This is a genomic window from Deferrisoma sp. (genome assembly GCF_054681715.1).
This window is the reverse complement of sequence record NZ_BAAHFQ010000031.1, coordinates 12,550-27,819: the sequence shown is the minus strand read 5'-3', so window position 1 is coordinate 27,819 and position 15,270 is coordinate 12,550. Positions and strand designations below refer to the sequence as shown.

Below are 15,270 nucleotides of genomic sequence, written 5' to 3'. Positions count from 1 at the left end.
GCTTGGGGCCAAACCCCAGGGAGAACTTGAGCACCCGGATCCCCAGGCGCTTGGCCACCAGGAAGTGGCCGAACTCGTGCACGAACACGAGCACGCCCAGGAGCACCACGAACGACAGGGTGGAATGGACGAAGGTCACGGACTCTCCCCCTTGCGCCGCACCCAGTCCTTGACGAACCGCCGGGCCCAGAGGTCGGCCTCCAGGGCCTCCTGCACGGTGCCCAGGGGGCGCGGGTCGTGGGCCTCCAGGGTCGCGGCCACGGCCTCGGGGATGCCCAGGAACCCGAGCCGTCCGGCCAGAAACGCGGCCACGGCCTCCTCGTTGGCCGCGCTCAGCACGGCCGGCACGGTGCCCCCCGCCCGGAGCGCCCGGTAGGCCAGGTCGAGGCAGGGGAACGCCTCGCGGTCGGGGGCCTCGAAGGTGAGCCGGCCGGCCGACACGAGATCCACCGAGAGGTCCGGAAGCTCAAGGCGCTCGGGGTACGCCAGGGCGTAGGCGATGGGGATGCGCATGTCGGGGGGGCCGAGCTGGGCCAGGAGGCTCCCGTCCACGAACTCCACCAGGGAGTGGACGATGCTCTCGGGGTGCACGGCCACCTCGATCCGCTCGGCCGGCACGTCGAAGAGCCAGCGGGCCTCGATGACCTCGAGCCCCTTGTTCATGAGGGTGGCCGAGTCCACGGTGATCTTGGGCCCCATGGACCAGTTGGGGTGGGCCAGGGCCTCCTCCACCCCTACCCCGGCCAGGCTGGCCCGGGTTCGGCCCCGGAACGGCCCGCCCGAGGCCGTGAGCACGAGCCGGCGCACGTGGGCGATGTCGCGCCCCTCCAGGGCCTGGAAAAGGGCCGAGTGCTCGCTGTCGACCGGCAGGATCCGCGCGCCCGTGCGCCGCGCCGCGGCCATGACCACCTCGCCCGCCGCCACCAGCGACTCCTTGTTGGCGAGCGCCACGGTCTTGCCGGCCAGCACGGCCGCGTAGGTGGGCACGAGCCCGGCCGCCCCCACCACCGCCGAGACGACCAGGTCCACCTCCTCGATGCCGGCCACCTGCACAAGCCCCTGGGGGCCGGCGAGGATCTCGGCTCCCACCCCCAGGTCCCGCAACCGCCGGGCGGCCTCCTCGTCGGGCACGGCCACCCAACGGGCCCCGAACTCCCGCGCCTGGGCGGCGAGCCGCTCGGGATGGCGGCCCCCGGCCGCCAGGGCCACCACCCGGAACCGGTCGGGATGGCGCCGCACGATGTCCAGGGTGCTGCGGCCGATGCTGCCGGTGGCGCCGAGAACGGCGATCCGCTTCACGGGCCGGCCCCGAGGAGTTTGAGGATGCCGGCGTAGGCCGGGGCCGCGAGAAGAAGCGCATCCACCCGGTCGAGCACGCCCCCGTGGCCCGGAAGGAGCGTGCCCGAGTCCTTCACCCCGGCGCTTCGCTTCCACACGGACTCCAGGAGATCCCCCAACTGGGCCGCCACATTGACCGCCAGCGCGATGCCCGCCCCCCGGATCATCCCGTGGGGCACGGGCAGAAGGAGGGAGACCACGGCCCCGAGGATCGCCGCGGCCGCAAGGCTCGCCACCGCCCCCTCCACGCTCTTCTTGGGGCTCACGGCCGGGGCCAGGCGGTGTTCGCCGATCGCGGACCCCACGTAGTAGGCCGCCGTGTCCCCGGCCCACACCACGGCCAGCAGGAACACCACGGCCGACACGCCGACCTCCCGGATCCAGACGAGGTGGCCCAGGAAATACCCCACCCCGACCCAGGCGGCCACGGCGGCGCCCCAGCGGGCGAGCCCGTCGGGGCTCGGGCCGGACCCCAGGATGCGCACGAGCACGTACCCGGCCGCCCCGGCGGCCAGCAGGAGTCCGGGCACGCCCGAGTCGGGGCACAGAAACCCGAGCACCACCGCGCCGGCCCAGAGCGCGACGCCGAGGTGCTCCAGGGGGTCGGGCTCGGCCACGGCCATGCGGAAGTACTCGGCCGCCCCCAGGGCCGCGACCCCCGCCGTCAGGACCCCGAACCCCCAGGGCCCCCCGAACACCAACACCGCCAGAAAGCCGGCACCGGCCCACAGGGCCGTTCGCACCCTCGCGCTCACGACGCTCCCCTCACCTGTTCGCTGGTCAGCCCGAACCGCCGCTCCCGCCGGGCGTAATCGGCCAGGGCCGCACGGAACTCGGCCTCCCGGAACTCGGGCCACAGGGTCTCGGTCACGTAGAGTTCGGTATAGGCGAGTTGCCACAGGAGGAAGTTGGAGATCCGCATCTCCCCGCTCGTGCGGATCAGCAGATCGGGGTCGGGCACGTCGGGGGCGTACAGAAACGACCGGAACCGCTCCTCGGTGAGTTCGGCCGGGTCGAGGCCCTGGGCGAGCGCCGATCGCGCCGCGTGGAGGATCTCGGCCCGGCCGCCGTACGAGAGGGCCAGGATGAGGTCCAGGTCCCGGCCGTCCCGGGTTTCGGCCTCGGCCCACCGGACCGCCTCGAGGGCCGGCGGCGGCAGCCGTTCCAGCTCCCCGATGACCCGCACCCGCACCCCGTTTCGCTTGAGTTCCGGCACCTCGGCCCGCAGAAACCGGCGCAGAAGCCCCATGAGCGCCCGCACCTCCCGCTCGGGCCGGCCCCAGTTCTCGGACGAGAACGCGAACAGGGTCAGGTAGCGCACCCCCGCGTTGCGGGCCTCGCGCACCACGGCCCGCACCGAGTCGATGCCGGCCCGGTGCCCCCGCACCCGGTTCCACCCGTGGCGCCGGGCCCAGCGGCCGTTCCCGTCCATGATGATGGCCACGTGGCGGGGCACCGAGGCCCCCCGGCCGGCGGATGCGGTCATCGGTCCCGGTTCCTCATACCTCGAGGATCTCGGCCTCTTTCTTCTTCAGAAGCTCGTCCACCTTCGCCACGTACTGGTCGGTGAGCTTCTGGATCTCGTCCTTACCCCGCCGGGCGTCGTCCTCGGAGATGAGCTTTTCCTTCTGCAGCCGGTCGAGCTCGGCGTTGGCCTCGCGGCGGGCGTTGCGCACGGCCACCCGGCCCTCCTCGGCCATGCCCCGCACCACCTTCACGAGCTCCTTGCGACGTTCCTCGGTGAGCTTGGGGATCGGCACCCGGACGATGTTCCCGTCGTTGGTGGGGTTGAGATCGAGCTCCGACTGGAGGATCGCCTTCTCGATGGCCGGGATGAGCGACTTGTCCCAGGGCTGGATCGCGATGAGCCGGGGCTCGGGGATCGAAAGGCTCGCCACCTGGTTGAGCGGCGTCGGGGTGCCGTAGTACTCCACCCGGATCCCGTCCAGGAGGCTCAGGCTGGCCCGCCCGGTCCGGACCCGGGCGAAGTGCCGCTGGAGGGCGTCGACGGCCTTCTCCATCGCCTTCTTGGCTTCCTGCTTCACCTCTTGCACCGATTCCGCCATGGCTCGAACCTCCTTCTGAACTGCCGTGAATCGTGAATGGTGAATCGTGAATCGTTGGGGGGCGTCTTGCGCCCGCCGGCGTTTTGGCGTGGATCCGCGTGAACGGGCCTGGGCGACAAGACCGGTTGGGACCGGGGACCGCCTGCCGGCCACCCCCAAATGCTGGGAAGCGATCGCGAATGTTGGAGAATGGCCGTGCGGTCCGGCGTTGCCGGGTTCCGACCATTCCCCATTCACGATTCCCGATTCACGGCCCCTCAGTCCCCCACCACCTTCGTGCCGATGTTCTCCCCGCAGACCACCCGGAGGGTGTTCCCGGGCTGGGTGAAGTCGTACACGATGATCGGCAGCCGGTTGTCGCGGCACAGGGAGATGGCGGTGGAGTCCATGACCTTGAGGTCGCGCCGGAGCACCTCGATGTACGACACTTCGTCGAACCGCCGGGCGTCGGCGTGGCCCACCGGGTCCTTGTCGTACACCCCGTCCACCTTGGTGCCCTTCAGGATCGCCTCGGCCCCGATCTCCATGGCCCGCAACCCGGCGGCCGTGTCGGTGCTGAAATACGGGTTTCCGGTGCCCGCCGCGAAGATCACGATCCGGCCCTTCTCCAGGTGCCGGATCGCCCGGCGGCGGATGTAGGGCTCGGCCACCTGCTGCATCGAGATGGCCGACATCACCCGGGTGGTCGCCCCGTGGCGCTCCAGGGCGTCCTGGAGGGCCAGGCTGTTGATCACTGTGGCGAGCATGCCCATGTAGTCGGCCGTGGCGCGGTCCATGCCGGACGCGGCCGCCTTGAGCCCCCGGAAGATGTTGCCGCCGCCGATCACGAGGGCCACCTCGACCCCGAGGTCCCGCACCTCCACCACCTCACGGGCCAGGCGCTCGACCACGGCCTGATCGATGCCGAACCCCTGGCTCCCCATGAGGGCTTCGCCCGAGAACTTCAGGAGGATCCGCTTGTACACCGGCTTTCGCTCGCTCACGCTCCCGTCCTCCTCGCCCCGGCCCAAACGCACGATCGGGGGAACGGGCGGCCCCGTTCCCCCGACACCTTCTGGGGATCGGTTACCCTCGGGCCTGGGCGGCCACCTCTTCGGCGAAGTTGTCCTGGCGCTTCTCGAGGCCCTCGCCGAGCTGGAACCGCACGAACCGGCGGATCCGGATGTTCTCGCCGAGCTCCGCGATCTTCTGCTTCAGGAGCTCGCCCACCGTCACGTCGGGGTCCTTCACGAAGGGCTGGTCCAGCAGGCAGTTCTCCTTGAGGAACTTTTTCAGGCGCCCCTCCACCATCTTCTCGATCACCTGGGGGGGCTTTCCGCTTTCGGCCGCCTGCTCCGAGAGGATCCGGCGCTCGTTCTCCACCTCGTCGGCCGGCACGCTCTCCTGGTCGAGCCACCGGGGGTTCGTGGCCGCGATGTGCATGGCCACGTCGTGCACGAACTGCTGGAAGGCCTCGGTGCGGGCCACGAAGTCGGTCTCGCAGTTCACCTCCACGAGCACGCCGATCCGGCCGCCGGCATGGATATAGGCGTGCACCAGGCCCTCGGCCGCGACGCGCCCGGCCTTCTTGGCCGCGTCGGCCAGGCCCTTCTTCCGGAGGAACTCGATGGCCTTTTCCATGTCGCCGCCGGTTTCCTGCAGGGCCTTCTTGCAGTCCATCATGCCGGCCCCGGTGCGCTCCCGGAGCTCCTTTACCGCTTGCGCCGTAATCGCCATGGCAATCTCCCTGTTTGGATGTCGAACGGATGGGGTAAACGCGCGCGGGCCCGATCAGTCCACGTCGATCTCGACCTCTTCCACCTCGAGGTACTCGTCGGACTCGACCGGGGCCTCCTCCTCGGCCGCCTCGGAGCCCGCGGCCATCTCGGTCTCCACGAACTCCTGGCGCTGGGCCTTGCCCTCGATGATCGCGTCGGCGATGCGGGACGTGAACAGCTTGATCGAACGCAGGGCGTCGTCGTTGCCCGGGATGGGGTAGTCGATGAGATCGGGGTCGCAGTTGGTGTCGAGGATCGCGATGATCGGGATGCCGAGCCGGTTGGCCTCGCGCACCGCGATGTCCTCGCGGGCGGGATCCACGATGAACACGGCCGCCGGCAGGTTCTTCATCTCCTTGATGCCCCCCAGGCTGCGCTCGAGCTTCGCGGCCTCCCGCTGGATCTTCAGGCCCTCCTTCTTGGTCATCAGATCCACGGTGCCGTCGGCGAGCATCCGCTCCATCTCCTTCAGGCGCTCGATGCTCCGCCGGATGGTCTGGAAGTTCGTGAGCGTGCCGCCGAGCCACCGGTGGGTCACGTAGAACTCGCCGCAGCGCGTCGCCTCTTCGCGCACGATGTCCACGGCCTGGCGCTTCGTGCCCACGAACAGGAACCGCCCGCCCCGGGCCGCGGTGTCGCGGGCGAACTCATAGGCCCGCCGGAACAGGTTCACCGTCTGGCTCAGGTCGATGATGTGGATGCCGTTTCGTTCGGTAAAGATGAACCGCTTCATCTTGGGGTTCCACCGGTGGGTCTGGTGGCCAAAATGAACCCCGGCCTCCAACATCTCGCGCATCGATACGGTTGCCATCGTGTCTTTCTCCTCTCTGCGTGGTTGGCCTCCGCCCCCTTCGTCCCGCCTTCCGACCCGACCCGTTCGGGCACCACCGGCGGTCCAGGAGCGTGCGGAATGGAAGCGCATACGGGTACCACACCCGGCCCGGGGTTTCAAGGGCGGCTTGACAAAGGCGGGAAGGCTGGAAGGCTGGAAAGCTGGGAAGCGAGGACGCTGGGACGTTCCGTTCGCCCGTCCGCGCGTCCTAGCGTCCGAACGGTGACACGACAAACGACCCGCGACAAACGACCTGCGGCCGTTACCCCGTCCGAACATCCCATCGGGGCGCCGAACGCGCCCCGACGCCGCCACAGGAGGCCCGCCATGAAGCTCATCCAGGCCATCGTGAACACCGACCGGCTCGACGAACTGCGCGACCGCCTGTTCGAGATCGGGGCGCCCGGGCTCACGGTCGACAACGTGATGGGGATCGGGAAACCCTTGGGCCAGATGCGCTACTCCGACACCCGGGGGTTCGTGCCCAAGTTCTTCGCGAAGAGCCGGGTCCAGATCGTGGCGGAGGACGAACGGGTCCCGGAGATCGTGGACGCCATCCGCGCCGTGTGCCACACCGGCAACATCGGGGACGGCAAGATCTTCGTGCTGCCTGTGGACGACGTGGTGCGGATCCGCACCAACGAGCGGGGGAAAGACGCGCTGTATTAGCGTGGGTCGTTGGACCGTGTGGACGGGGCTTACCGTTCGGACGTTGGGACGTGCGGACGTGCGGACGGACAACCGTGCGGACGCTGGGATGCGTGGACGTGCGGACGGATCAACTGCCGGAGGTCGTTGGTCGCGGGTCGTTGGTCGTTTGACCGTTCGGACGTGTGGACGCGTGGACGTGGGGCCGGGTTAACTCCCGTGAATCGGGAATCGTGAATCGTGAACGGTCTGGGCGCTTCGCGCCCAACGGCCTTCCAGCCGCCCCGCCCCCCGCCGCCTAGCCGCCTAGCCGCCTAGCCGCCTAGCCGCCCAGCTTCCCAGCCTCCTAGCCGCCAAGCCGCCGAGCGTCGTACCGTCCTAACCGCACCACGCCCGGCGGCGAGGCCACTTGGCCGCTCCCTACTCCGAACCTTCCGGCGGGGCGAACAGGGGGGCTTCCAGGGGCACGAGCTTGATCTCGATCCGCCGGTTCCGGGCCCTGCCCTCGGGGGTGTCGTTGGGGGCCACCGGCCGGTAGGGCCCGAACCCCACGGCCGAAAGCCGCTCCGGCTCCACCCCCACCTGGTCCTGGAGGAACCGCACCACGCTCGCGGCCCGGGCGGTGGAGAGCTCCCAGTTCGTGGGAAACCGCTCGGCCAGGGCCCCCGAGATCGGCACGTTGTCGGTGTGGCCCTCGATCACGATGGCCTTGTCGGTCTGGGCCTTGAGCACCTCGCCCAGGCGCCGCAGCACCTCTTCCCCCTCTGGCTTAATCCGGGCGCTTCCGGAATCGAAGAGGATCTCGTCGAGCACCTTGACCGAGAGCTTGCCCTTGAGCTGCTCGATCACGACCCGCCCCTCTTCCACCTCCTTCTCCATGCCCTTGAGAAGGCCCTGGTAGGTGCGGGACACCTCATCGAGCTTCTCGCGCTTCTCCTGCTCGGCCCGGCGGCGCTCGGCCTCCACGAGCTCGAGCTTGGCCTTGAGGTCCGCGAGATCGGCCCGGCAGGCCTCGAGCCGGGACTCCACATCGAGCTTCTGGGACCGCAGCGCCGTGAGCTCCTCCTCCCGGCGGCGCTCGCACGCCTCGACCCGGGACTCCGCCTCCTGCCGGGCCTTGCCGCACAGGTCGAGGTCCGCCTCCCGTTCCTGGGCCCGGGTGCGCCAGCGGGCCGCCTCGGCCTCGGCCTCGGAGAGGCGCGCCGCCAGATCACGGGCCTTCCCCTCGAGGCTTGACCGCTCCTCGCCGCACCGGGCCAGCGCCTCCTCGGCCTCGGCCCTACCCCTTCGTTCGGCTGCGAGTTCCTGCTCGGTGGCCCGAAGCCGGGCCTCCAAGGTGCCGGCGCGGTCGACGGCCTTGAGGTACTCCTCCTTGGCCACGCCGCACCCCCCGAGGAGCACGGCCACACCCAACACGCCCCAAAGCCCCCCCCTCATGCCTCATCCTCCCTGTGCTCGGTGGGCAACCACACGTAGAACTTGGACCCCACGCCCACCCGGCTCTCCACGTGCATCCTGCCCCCGTGGGCCTCGACGATCTTCCGGCAGATCGGCAGCCCTAGGCCGGTTCCCTGGTTCTTGGTCGTATAGAACGGCTTGAAGATCTCGCTCAGCTTCTCGGCCGGGATGCCGGGCCCCTCGTCCTCCACAACCACCTCCACCCAGCCGTCCCCGCCGGGGCCAACCCCGCCGTCCAGGGTCGGCCGCGCCCGGGTCCGCACCGTGACCCGCCCGCGGCTGCCCACGGCGTGGCGCGCGTTCAGGATCAGGTTGAGGAGCACCTGCTGGATCTGCTGCGGGTCCATCGGGACCTCCGGCATGGCCGGGTCCAGGTCCAGGTCCAACTGGTCGCGCGCCCCGCCCTCCTCCCGGTCCACGAAGAACACCGACTCTTCCACCACGTCGTTCAAGTTCGCCTGCTGCCAGTTGGGTACCGACTCCCGGGCAAAGCTCAGAAGATCCCGGATCGTCTTGTCGAGCCGGTCGATGAGCTTGAGCATTTCCTGCACCACGGGGGTGCGGGGGTCGTCCGGACCGAACCCCTGGGCCAGCACCTGGGCCGCCCCGGCGAGCCCGGCCAGCGGGTTCTTGATCTCGTGGGCCACGCTCGCCGCCATCTCGCCGATCGAGGCGAGCCGCTCCGCCCGCATCATCTGCTCCCGGTGGAGCCGTTCCACCTCCTTGCTGGTTTCATCGAGGCGGGCGATCATGGAGTTGAAGCTCCGGGCCAGCCGCCCGAGTTCGTCGTTGCCGCCCACCCGGCTCCGCACGTCCAGGTTCCCCCGTTCCACCTCCTTCATGGTCTCGGAAAGCTCCCGCACCGGGCGGTTCACCATGCGGTGGAGCAGGAAGCTGATCGCCCCCGTCACAAGGAGGAGACTCATCACGGTGGAGGCCCCCATGAACCGGGCGTTCTGCCGGATGTGGGCCTCGGTCTGGGCCATACTCAGGCACACCTCCAAAACCCCGACGATCTCCTTTTGGGGATCGTGGCAGGTGTGACACTTGGGTTCGTTGTAGATGACCTCGACCATGCAGAAACTGCGGTGCCCCCGCTCCTCGCTCTTGAACGGCTTCGACCGGTCGGGGCTCGTAAACACGTTGTAGACGAGCTCATCCACCTCCTTGCCGATCTCGCCTGGCTCGGCCGAGTGCATGATCATGCCGTCGGCGTTGAAGATCCGGATCGTCTCGATGTCCTGGAACTGCCCCATCATCCGGATCACCTTCATCACGTCCTTCTGGCAGCGGCCCTCCATGTCGATCCGGATGATGTTCGTGAGCGTTTTCGAGAGAATCCGGGCCTGATTCTTCGTGTTCTCCACGGCCTGGCGGTTCTGGGCCAGCACGTTAAGCCACGTGGCCCCGCCCAGCACGAGGCCGAGCACGATCACGATCGCCAGGTTGATCTTGAAGCTCAGCGAGGTGCGAAACACCGAAACGATCCGCTTCGCGCTCAGGTGAGAGCCGAACCGGGAACCCGGTCCGGCTCGGCCGACGGAGCCCGGTGGAGGACGGTGGTCACGGTAAGGGCCTCACAGGCCGTGCAGTCGAGGCACCGGATGCAGTGTCCGGTGTTCTCGCCCTCGTAGGGGCGGATCTCCATGGGGCAGACCTCGTAGCACTTGTCGCAGTGGGTGCAAAGCGCCGGGTTCCACTGGAGCCGCACCAGGCTCACCCGGTTGAACAGGCTGTACAGGGCACCCAGGGGACACGTGGTCTGGCAGAACGGCCGCTTCGCCACCACCGACGAGGCCACGAAGAAGATCAGAATGGCGATCTTGATCCAGAACAGGTCCCGGATCATCGTGCGCACTTCGGGGCTGATCGTGACCCAAGGAAGCCCCCCGATCAGCGTGCCCATGGGACAGAGCTTCGAAAACCAGTTCTCCGCCGTGATCCAGGGGACCACGAACACGAGCATCACGAGCACCACGAACCGAAACGGCCGGAGGTACGTGGGGATTTTGATCTTGAGGGACGGCAGCTTGTACAACAGCTCCTGGAAGAACCCGAAGGGGCAGAGGGTGCCGCAGGGCATCCGTCCCACGATCCCCCCGATCAGGCCGAGAAACCCCAGGGTGTAATAGGGAATCGCCCGCACCACCATGAAGTGCTGGAGCGTGCCGATGGGGCATGAGAAAAACGCCGAGGGGCACGCGTAGCAGTTTAGCACCGGCACGCAGAACCCCTTCGCCGCCCCCTGGTACACGGCCTTCGCCCAGTACCCCGGGAGGTACCCGTTGATGCCCAGGGACGCGCCGGCCTGAAAAAAACGTCGTGTTCGGATCCGGATCACGCGAGTTCCCGATCGAAGCTGGAAGGCTAACACGCGGAGAGGCGGAAATCTCCGCCACCCCAATCTCACAAACGGCACCCGCCAGAGCCGCCTCTGTGGCGCCGAGTCCTGCTCGCCGAACCGGGGGTCACCCGACCCCGATGCAGCTCAGTCAAAGGAGCTGCCCGTTGAAGAGAACCTCACCCCATTCGTGACGGGCGAGCCCCAGGTACAGGGTTACCCCCATGAGGGCGAGCCCCACGAACCACACCGTGCGGCGCCACCGGGCGTTCCAGAGTCCGGTGCCCACGGTGAGCAGGATCACGAGTCCGACCGCCACCGGGATGAAGTTGGGATCCCAAAGCACATCCCGGATCTCAATCACCCATTCAGGCATCGGCTACCCCTCGCCCCGGACCCGCCAGGCCAACTCCACGGCCTGGCGAAACGACGCGGCCGCCTCGTCCCACCGGCCCTGGGCGGCCGCGATCTCCCCCTTCTCCGCCAGTACCCTCGGGTTCCTCGGGTCGAGCTCCACCGCCGCCTCGATGGCCTTTGCGGCCTCGTCGGGGCGTCCCAGGGCCCGAAGGCTCCGGGCCTTCACCACCAGGGCCGGCGTGTACGCGGGCTCGATGGCCAATGCCTCGTCGGCTATGGTGAGAGCCTCCTCGGGCTTTTGTCGCGCCTCCAGCACCTCGGCCAGGAGCCCCAGGGTCTGGAGGTGTTTCGGCTGGATCTCCCGGGCCTCCCGCAGCACCGCCTCGGCCTTTTCCAGGAGCGCCGGCTTCTTGCGGGCCCCCTCCAGGTAGATCCGGGCCAGCAGGACCCGCGGATCGGCCCACTTGGGGTCCAGCTTGGCCGCTTTCTCCAAATCGCGCACGGCCTTGCGGGCCATGCCCCGGCGAATCAGCACCTGGGCCTTCTGGTAGTGGAGGGTGGCCTTCTTGGGGGGCACGTAGTCGCGCTTCTTCACCGCGACGCGGGCGCTCGCATCCGGGGCGATGCCGAGGAGCGCGTCCACCGCCTCCTTGAGATCGGTCCTCGTGGCCGTGGAGTAACTGGCGAACGCGTACCGCACCGTGCCCGCATCGTCCAGGAGGGCCACCGACGGCGTCGCCACCACCCCGTACGCGTAGTAGGTGGCCAGCCCCTCGTCCAGCACCACGGGAAACGGAAGGCCCTTCGCCGCCTGCTCGACGGCCGCACGGGTCTCGGCGTCCAGGTGCTCGTGGTCCACATTGACCGCCAACACCTCAAATCCCTTGTCCTGGCGCTCCGCATAAAACTTGGCCAGGTCCTCCAGGAGCGTTTTGCTTCGCGGGCTCCAGGTGGCCCAGAAGACCACGGCCACGGCCTTCGCCCCCACCTTGTCGGCGAGCCGGATCTCGGTGCCGTCCAGGGTTTTGAGGGTGAACTCCGGCGCCTTCTGGCCGACCTCCACGTACTTGAACGCCGCGGCGGCCGGCGCCACCGCCAAGAGCACCAGAAACCCCAAAAATAGCCCGAACCGTCGACCCGCCATGGCTGACTCTCCTTACCCCACCCTCAGTGGAGCAGCTTTTCCAGCGCCTTCCGGTACGCCTCCACGGCCTTTTCGTACTGGCCGGCCCCTTCGTAGATGCGGCCGAGCTCGTAGTAGATCCGCTCCGGCTTCGGGCTGATCCGGGCCGCATCCTCCAGGGTCTTGGCCGCCTCGTCCACGTTGCCGCGAATCCCCATCACCCGCGCCAGCCCCACCTTGGCGTCGGAGCTCCGGGGGTTCAGTTCCAGGGCCCGCTTGAGGTACGCCTCGGCCTCATCTACGTTGTCGGGCGAGGCGTCCAGGAGCCAAAGTCCCAGAAGCTCGTGGGCCTCGGCGTAGGTGTCGTCGGCCTTCACGGCCTCCCTCGCCGACTCCAAGGCCTTTTCGGGCATCTTCCGCTTCACCAGGAGTTTCGCCTTCTGGAGGTAGCGCTCGGCGTCCTTCCGGGCATCGGACTTTTCCGGGGCCGAAGCCGCGGGTTCCTCCCGGACCTCCTCGCCCAAGGCCTTGGCCACGAGCCGCTTCACCTCGTCGGCGAACCCGGCGGTGTAGCCCCCCACCTCCTCGACGAACTTGCCCTCCGGGTCGATGACGCCGGTGCTCGGGGCCACGAGAACCCCGTACGTGCCGTAGACCTCCTGATCGGCGTCCTCCACCACCGGGTACGAGATCCCCAGGCCTTCGGCCCAGGCTTTGGCGTCCCCTTCGGCCGGGTTCACGATCACCCCCACCACGGCCGCCCGGTCCGGAAAGGCCGCCTTCACCTCCTCCAGGGCCTTGGCCGCTTTTTCACTGCGTTCCTGCCCCTGGCGAAGGAACGAAAGCACCACGGCCTTGCCCTTCAGCGACGAGAGCGACATCGTCTCCCCCGTCACCGCTTGCAGCGAAACGCCCGGCGCGGGCTGCCCCGGCTTCACCTTCCGGAATCCCGCGGCCGTGTTGGGTGCGGCCGCTAGGACCCCCGCGATCGCTAGGGCGGCCAACCCGTTGCCCAGATGCCAACAGCTCCGCATGGCCCTTCCTCCTGCTCCCGAATCCAAGAAGCCTTCCGGCCGAACGCAAAAACCCGGGGGGCCGCCGCCCCCCGGGCGGAACGGATGTTCCTAGTACACCACGGGGTTCTCCCGGTCGTAGTCCTTGGGCTTGTGGCACCCGACCACGCACCGGCCGCCGGTGGGGGTCTTGGTGTAGTTCACCGGCAGCTTCCACATCTTCCCGAAGGGCACCTCTTTGCGGATGTGCTTCTCCTGGTTCCCCGCGTGGACCTCGTGGCAGGCCTTGCAGCTCCGGCCCTTGGGATCCTTGTTCACGTGGAGGAAGTGCAGGTTCCGATCGCCGTTCCGAAAGTCGGTGAGCTTCGTCGTGAACTCGTTCAGAGCGATGTCCTTGTTGTGGCAGTCGAAGCACAGGGCGTAGTTCTCGGTCTTGTAGGGCATGTAGAACTGGGCCGGAAACGGCTTCTTCAGCACCCACGCGTAGTTCGACCCGTGGGTGTCGTGACACGCGTAGCAGTCGTTCTGCTTAACCGGCCCATGGAGGAACTTGGCGTTCTGGACCTTCGCCCCCATCTCGGTGTGGCAGGTGTAGCAGATCTCCTTCGTGGGCGCCTTGAGCTGCCGCGGGTAGTTCGAGGAGTGGGGGGTGTGGCAGCCGGTGCAGGGCTCCTTCTTCAAGGCCGTGTGCTGCACCGTCGCCTCCTCGATGTGCTTTTGCATGTCCTTGTGGCAGCGGTAGCAGAGCTCCTTGCCCTCGCCGTAGAGCATGTAGGGGGCGTCGGTGGCGTGGGCGTTGTGGCACTTGCCGCAGTCCTCCTCCACCGGCTTGTGCACATATTTCCGGGTGAACTCCTCCTTGCGGTCGATGTGGCACAGCAGGCAGAGCTCCGCGCCCTTCTCCTCGGTCAGGTTCGGGTAGGGCGACGAATGGGGGTTGTGGCAGATGTTACAGTCCCCCGCTGCCACCGGGCCGTGCACGAACCCCCGGTTCGTCTTGTTGTTCTCGTGGCAGCTAAAGCACAGCTCGCTCGTGGTGGGCTTTTTGAGATGGAGCTCGGCCTCCGACTGGTGCGGGTCGTGGCAGGCCACGCAGTCGCCGGTCGCCACCGGCTTGTGCACCGTCCGGTTCGCGTCCTTGCGGTCGTGGCAGGCGTAGCACAGATCCTTGCCGCCCCCGAAGGCCAGCTTGAAGTCCTGGCCCGACTTCGTGGGGTGGTTCGGGTTCCCCTCCTCGTGGCACACCACGCACTGGCCAGCCCCCACCGGCCCGTGGACATAGGTGGCCTTGCCCATATTGGCGTGGCACTGATCGGTGACGCACCCTTCCTGGGCCGCCGCAGCGCCCGCCACCAGAAGCAACCCGGCCAACACCGCGCCCAACATCCCGTGTCTCATCGGTCCATCCCCTCTCCGAACGAAAGAAAACCCTCGACGACCCCGATCGTTCCCCCGTCTCGGCATGGTCTCTCCTCCTCCCGAAGCGTTACCCCGCGTAACTGTGAAGCCCCGACAACACGAAATTCACCCCCCAGTACGTGAAGATCACGCACCCGAATCCGACAACCGAAAGCCACGCCAACCGCACCCCGCGCCACCCCGCCGTGAACCGGGCGTGGAGGTACGCGGCGTACACGAACCAGGTGATCAGAGACCAGGTCTCCTTGGGGTCCCAGCTCCAGTAGGTGCCCCAGGCGTAATTGGCCCAGATCGCACCGGTCAGGATCCCCAGGGTGAGAAGCGGAAACCCCACCGCCACCGATTTGTAGGCCAGGTCGTCGAGAACCCGTGCGGGCGGCAGAATCCCCGGGGCATCCTTGCCCAGCCGGGCCTCGGTGCGCCTGCGGAAGAGATACATGATCGAAACCGCAAACCCCACCGCAAATGCGCCGTACCCGAAGAAGCAGGTCACCACGTGGGCCGTGAGCCAGTTGGACTGGAGCGCGGGGACCAGGGGCTGGATTTCGGAGGAGATCTTGGGATTGAGGGAGACGAGCGCGATGCCCAAAAACCCCAACGGGGCCACGAAGGCGCCGATGGCGCGGTACCCGTACAGGCGTTCGAACACCAAGTAGATCAGCATGATCGACCAGGCGAAGAACACCATCGATTCGTACATGTTGGAGAGGGGAATGTAGCCGTACCCGGCCTGGTGGGACTCGATCCAGCGCACGACCATGGCGGCCGTGTTCACGAGCCAACCGGCGAGCGCCAGGCCCGTGCCGATCCAACCCGTGACCTTGGAGCGATGTACCAGGTACACCACGTACCCAAAGGTCGCCAGCAGATACAGGATCATGGCGATCCCGAAGAGCTTATCGTTGATCATCGTTCCTC

General features: G+C 68.0%; 17 protein-coding genes. 1 reads left to right on the top strand and 16 read right to left on the bottom strand.

The features are described 5' to 3' along the window. The 8 genes from ACY0I8_RS06960 to rpsB form a co-directional block, all read right to left on the bottom strand. On the bottom strand, positions 1 to 139 hold a 139-nt coding region (locus ACY0I8_RS06960; RefSeq protein WP_461394175.1), incomplete at its 3' end, for a site-2 protease family protein. Continuing rightward, complete coding sequence (locus ACY0I8_RS06955) at positions 136 to 1,299, bottom strand: 1-deoxy-D-xylulose-5-phosphate reductoisomerase (RefSeq protein ID WP_459941626.1); 1,164 nt, start codon at positions 1,297 to 1,299, stop codon at positions 136 to 138. The genes ACY0I8_RS06955 and ACY0I8_RS06960, both read right to left, overlap by 4 nt. Continuing rightward, entirely contained in the window at positions 1,296 to 2,093 is a 798-nt protein-coding gene (locus ACY0I8_RS06950; protein ID WP_461394173.1) for a phosphatidate cytidylyltransferase, read from the bottom strand. The genes ACY0I8_RS06955 and ACY0I8_RS06950 overlap by 4 nt, the downstream gene beginning before the upstream one ends. Then, on the bottom strand, positions 2,090 to 2,824 hold the full coding sequence (gene uppS / locus ACY0I8_RS06945; RefSeq protein ID WP_461394172.1) for a polyprenyl diphosphate synthase: 735 nt from the start codon (positions 2,822 to 2,824) through the stop codon (positions 2,090 to 2,092). The genes ACY0I8_RS06950 and uppS overlap by 4 nt, the downstream gene beginning before the upstream one ends. A gap of 13 nt (positions 2,825 to 2,837) precedes the next feature. Then, positions 2,838 to 3,404, bottom strand: coding sequence for a ribosome-recycling factor (gene frr / locus ACY0I8_RS06940; protein ID WP_459941623.1), 567 nt, complete (start codon positions 3,402 to 3,404; stop codon positions 2,838 to 2,840). Between the two features lie 257 nt (positions 3,405 to 3,661). Then, a complete protein-coding gene (pyrH, locus tag ACY0I8_RS06935) occupies positions 3,662 to 4,387 on the bottom strand; it encodes a UMP kinase (protein WP_461394171.1) in 726 nt (241 codons plus the stop codon). An 82-nt stretch (positions 4,388 to 4,469) separates the two neighbouring features. Next, positions 4,470 to 5,120: a translation elongation factor Ts gene (gene tsf, locus ACY0I8_RS06930; protein WP_461394170.1), complete on the bottom strand. Its 651-nt coding sequence runs from the start codon at positions 5,118 to 5,120 to the stop codon at positions 4,470 to 4,472. Between the two features lie 54 nt (positions 5,121 to 5,174). Then, the gene (gene rpsB / locus ACY0I8_RS06925) at positions 5,175 to 5,972 is read right to left on the bottom strand and encodes a 30S ribosomal protein S2 (RefSeq protein WP_461394169.1); all 798 of its coding nucleotides are present in this window, start codon (positions 5,970 to 5,972) and stop codon (positions 5,175 to 5,177) included. A gap of 348 nt (positions 5,973 to 6,320) precedes the next feature. Between rpsB and ACY0I8_RS06920 the strand changes: the two genes are divergently transcribed. Beyond that, positions 6,321 to 6,662 (top strand): P-II family nitrogen regulator, encoded by a 342-nt coding sequence (locus tag ACY0I8_RS06920; RefSeq protein ID WP_461394168.1) that lies wholly within the window; start codon positions 6,321 to 6,323, stop codon positions 6,660 to 6,662. Positions 6,663 to 7,061: 399 nt separating this feature from the next. On the opposite strand, the gene ACY0I8_RS06915 is transcribed toward ACY0I8_RS06920, so the two are convergent. The 8 genes from ACY0I8_RS06915 to ccsB all read right to left on the bottom strand — a co-directional run bounded on the left by ACY0I8_RS06915 (position 7,062) and on the right by ccsB (position 15,262). Then, positions 7,062 to 8,078, bottom strand: coding sequence for an OmpA family protein (locus ACY0I8_RS06915; protein ID WP_461394167.1), 1,017 nt, complete (start codon positions 8,076 to 8,078; stop codon positions 7,062 to 7,064). Further along, on the bottom strand, positions 8,075 to 9,577 hold the full coding sequence (locus tag ACY0I8_RS06910; protein ID WP_461394166.1) for a sensor histidine kinase: 1,503 nt from the start codon (positions 9,575 to 9,577) through the stop codon (positions 8,075 to 8,077). Before ACY0I8_RS06910 ends, ACY0I8_RS06915 begins: the two co-directional genes overlap by 4 nt. Positions 9,578 to 9,597: 20 nt before the next feature. After that, positions 9,598 to 10,440 carry a 4Fe-4S binding protein gene (locus ACY0I8_RS06905; protein WP_461394165.1) on the bottom strand — a complete coding sequence of 281 codons (843 nt, stop codon included), beginning with the start codon at positions 10,438 to 10,440 and terminating at the stop codon, positions 9,598 to 9,600. Positions 10,441 to 10,591: 151 nt separating this feature from the next. Then, on the bottom strand, positions 10,592 to 10,816 hold the full coding sequence (locus tag ACY0I8_RS06900) for a hypothetical protein (protein WP_461394164.1): 225 nt from the start codon (positions 10,814 to 10,816) through the stop codon (positions 10,592 to 10,594). Positions 10,817 to 10,819: 3 nt separating this feature from the next. After that, a complete protein-coding gene (locus ACY0I8_RS06895; protein WP_461394163.1) occupies positions 10,820 to 11,941 on the bottom strand; it encodes a redoxin domain-containing protein in 1,122 nt (373 codons plus the stop codon). 23 nt (positions 11,942 to 11,964) lie between these two features. Continuing rightward, positions 11,965 to 12,954, bottom strand: coding sequence for a peroxiredoxin family protein (locus ACY0I8_RS06890; RefSeq protein ID WP_461394162.1), 990 nt, complete (start codon positions 12,952 to 12,954; stop codon positions 11,965 to 11,967). 90 nt (positions 12,955 to 13,044) lie between these two features. Continuing rightward, positions 13,045 to 14,331, bottom strand: a complete 1,287-nt coding sequence (locus ACY0I8_RS06885; protein WP_461394161.1) for a cytochrome c3 family protein — start codon at positions 14,329 to 14,331, stop codon at positions 13,045 to 13,047. A gap of 88 nt (positions 14,332 to 14,419) precedes the next feature. Beyond that, a complete protein-coding gene (gene ccsB / locus ACY0I8_RS06880; RefSeq protein ID WP_461394160.1) occupies positions 14,420 to 15,262 on the bottom strand; it encodes a c-type cytochrome biogenesis protein CcsB in 843 nt (280 codons plus the stop codon). Positions 15,263 to 15,270 lie beyond the last annotated feature (8 nt).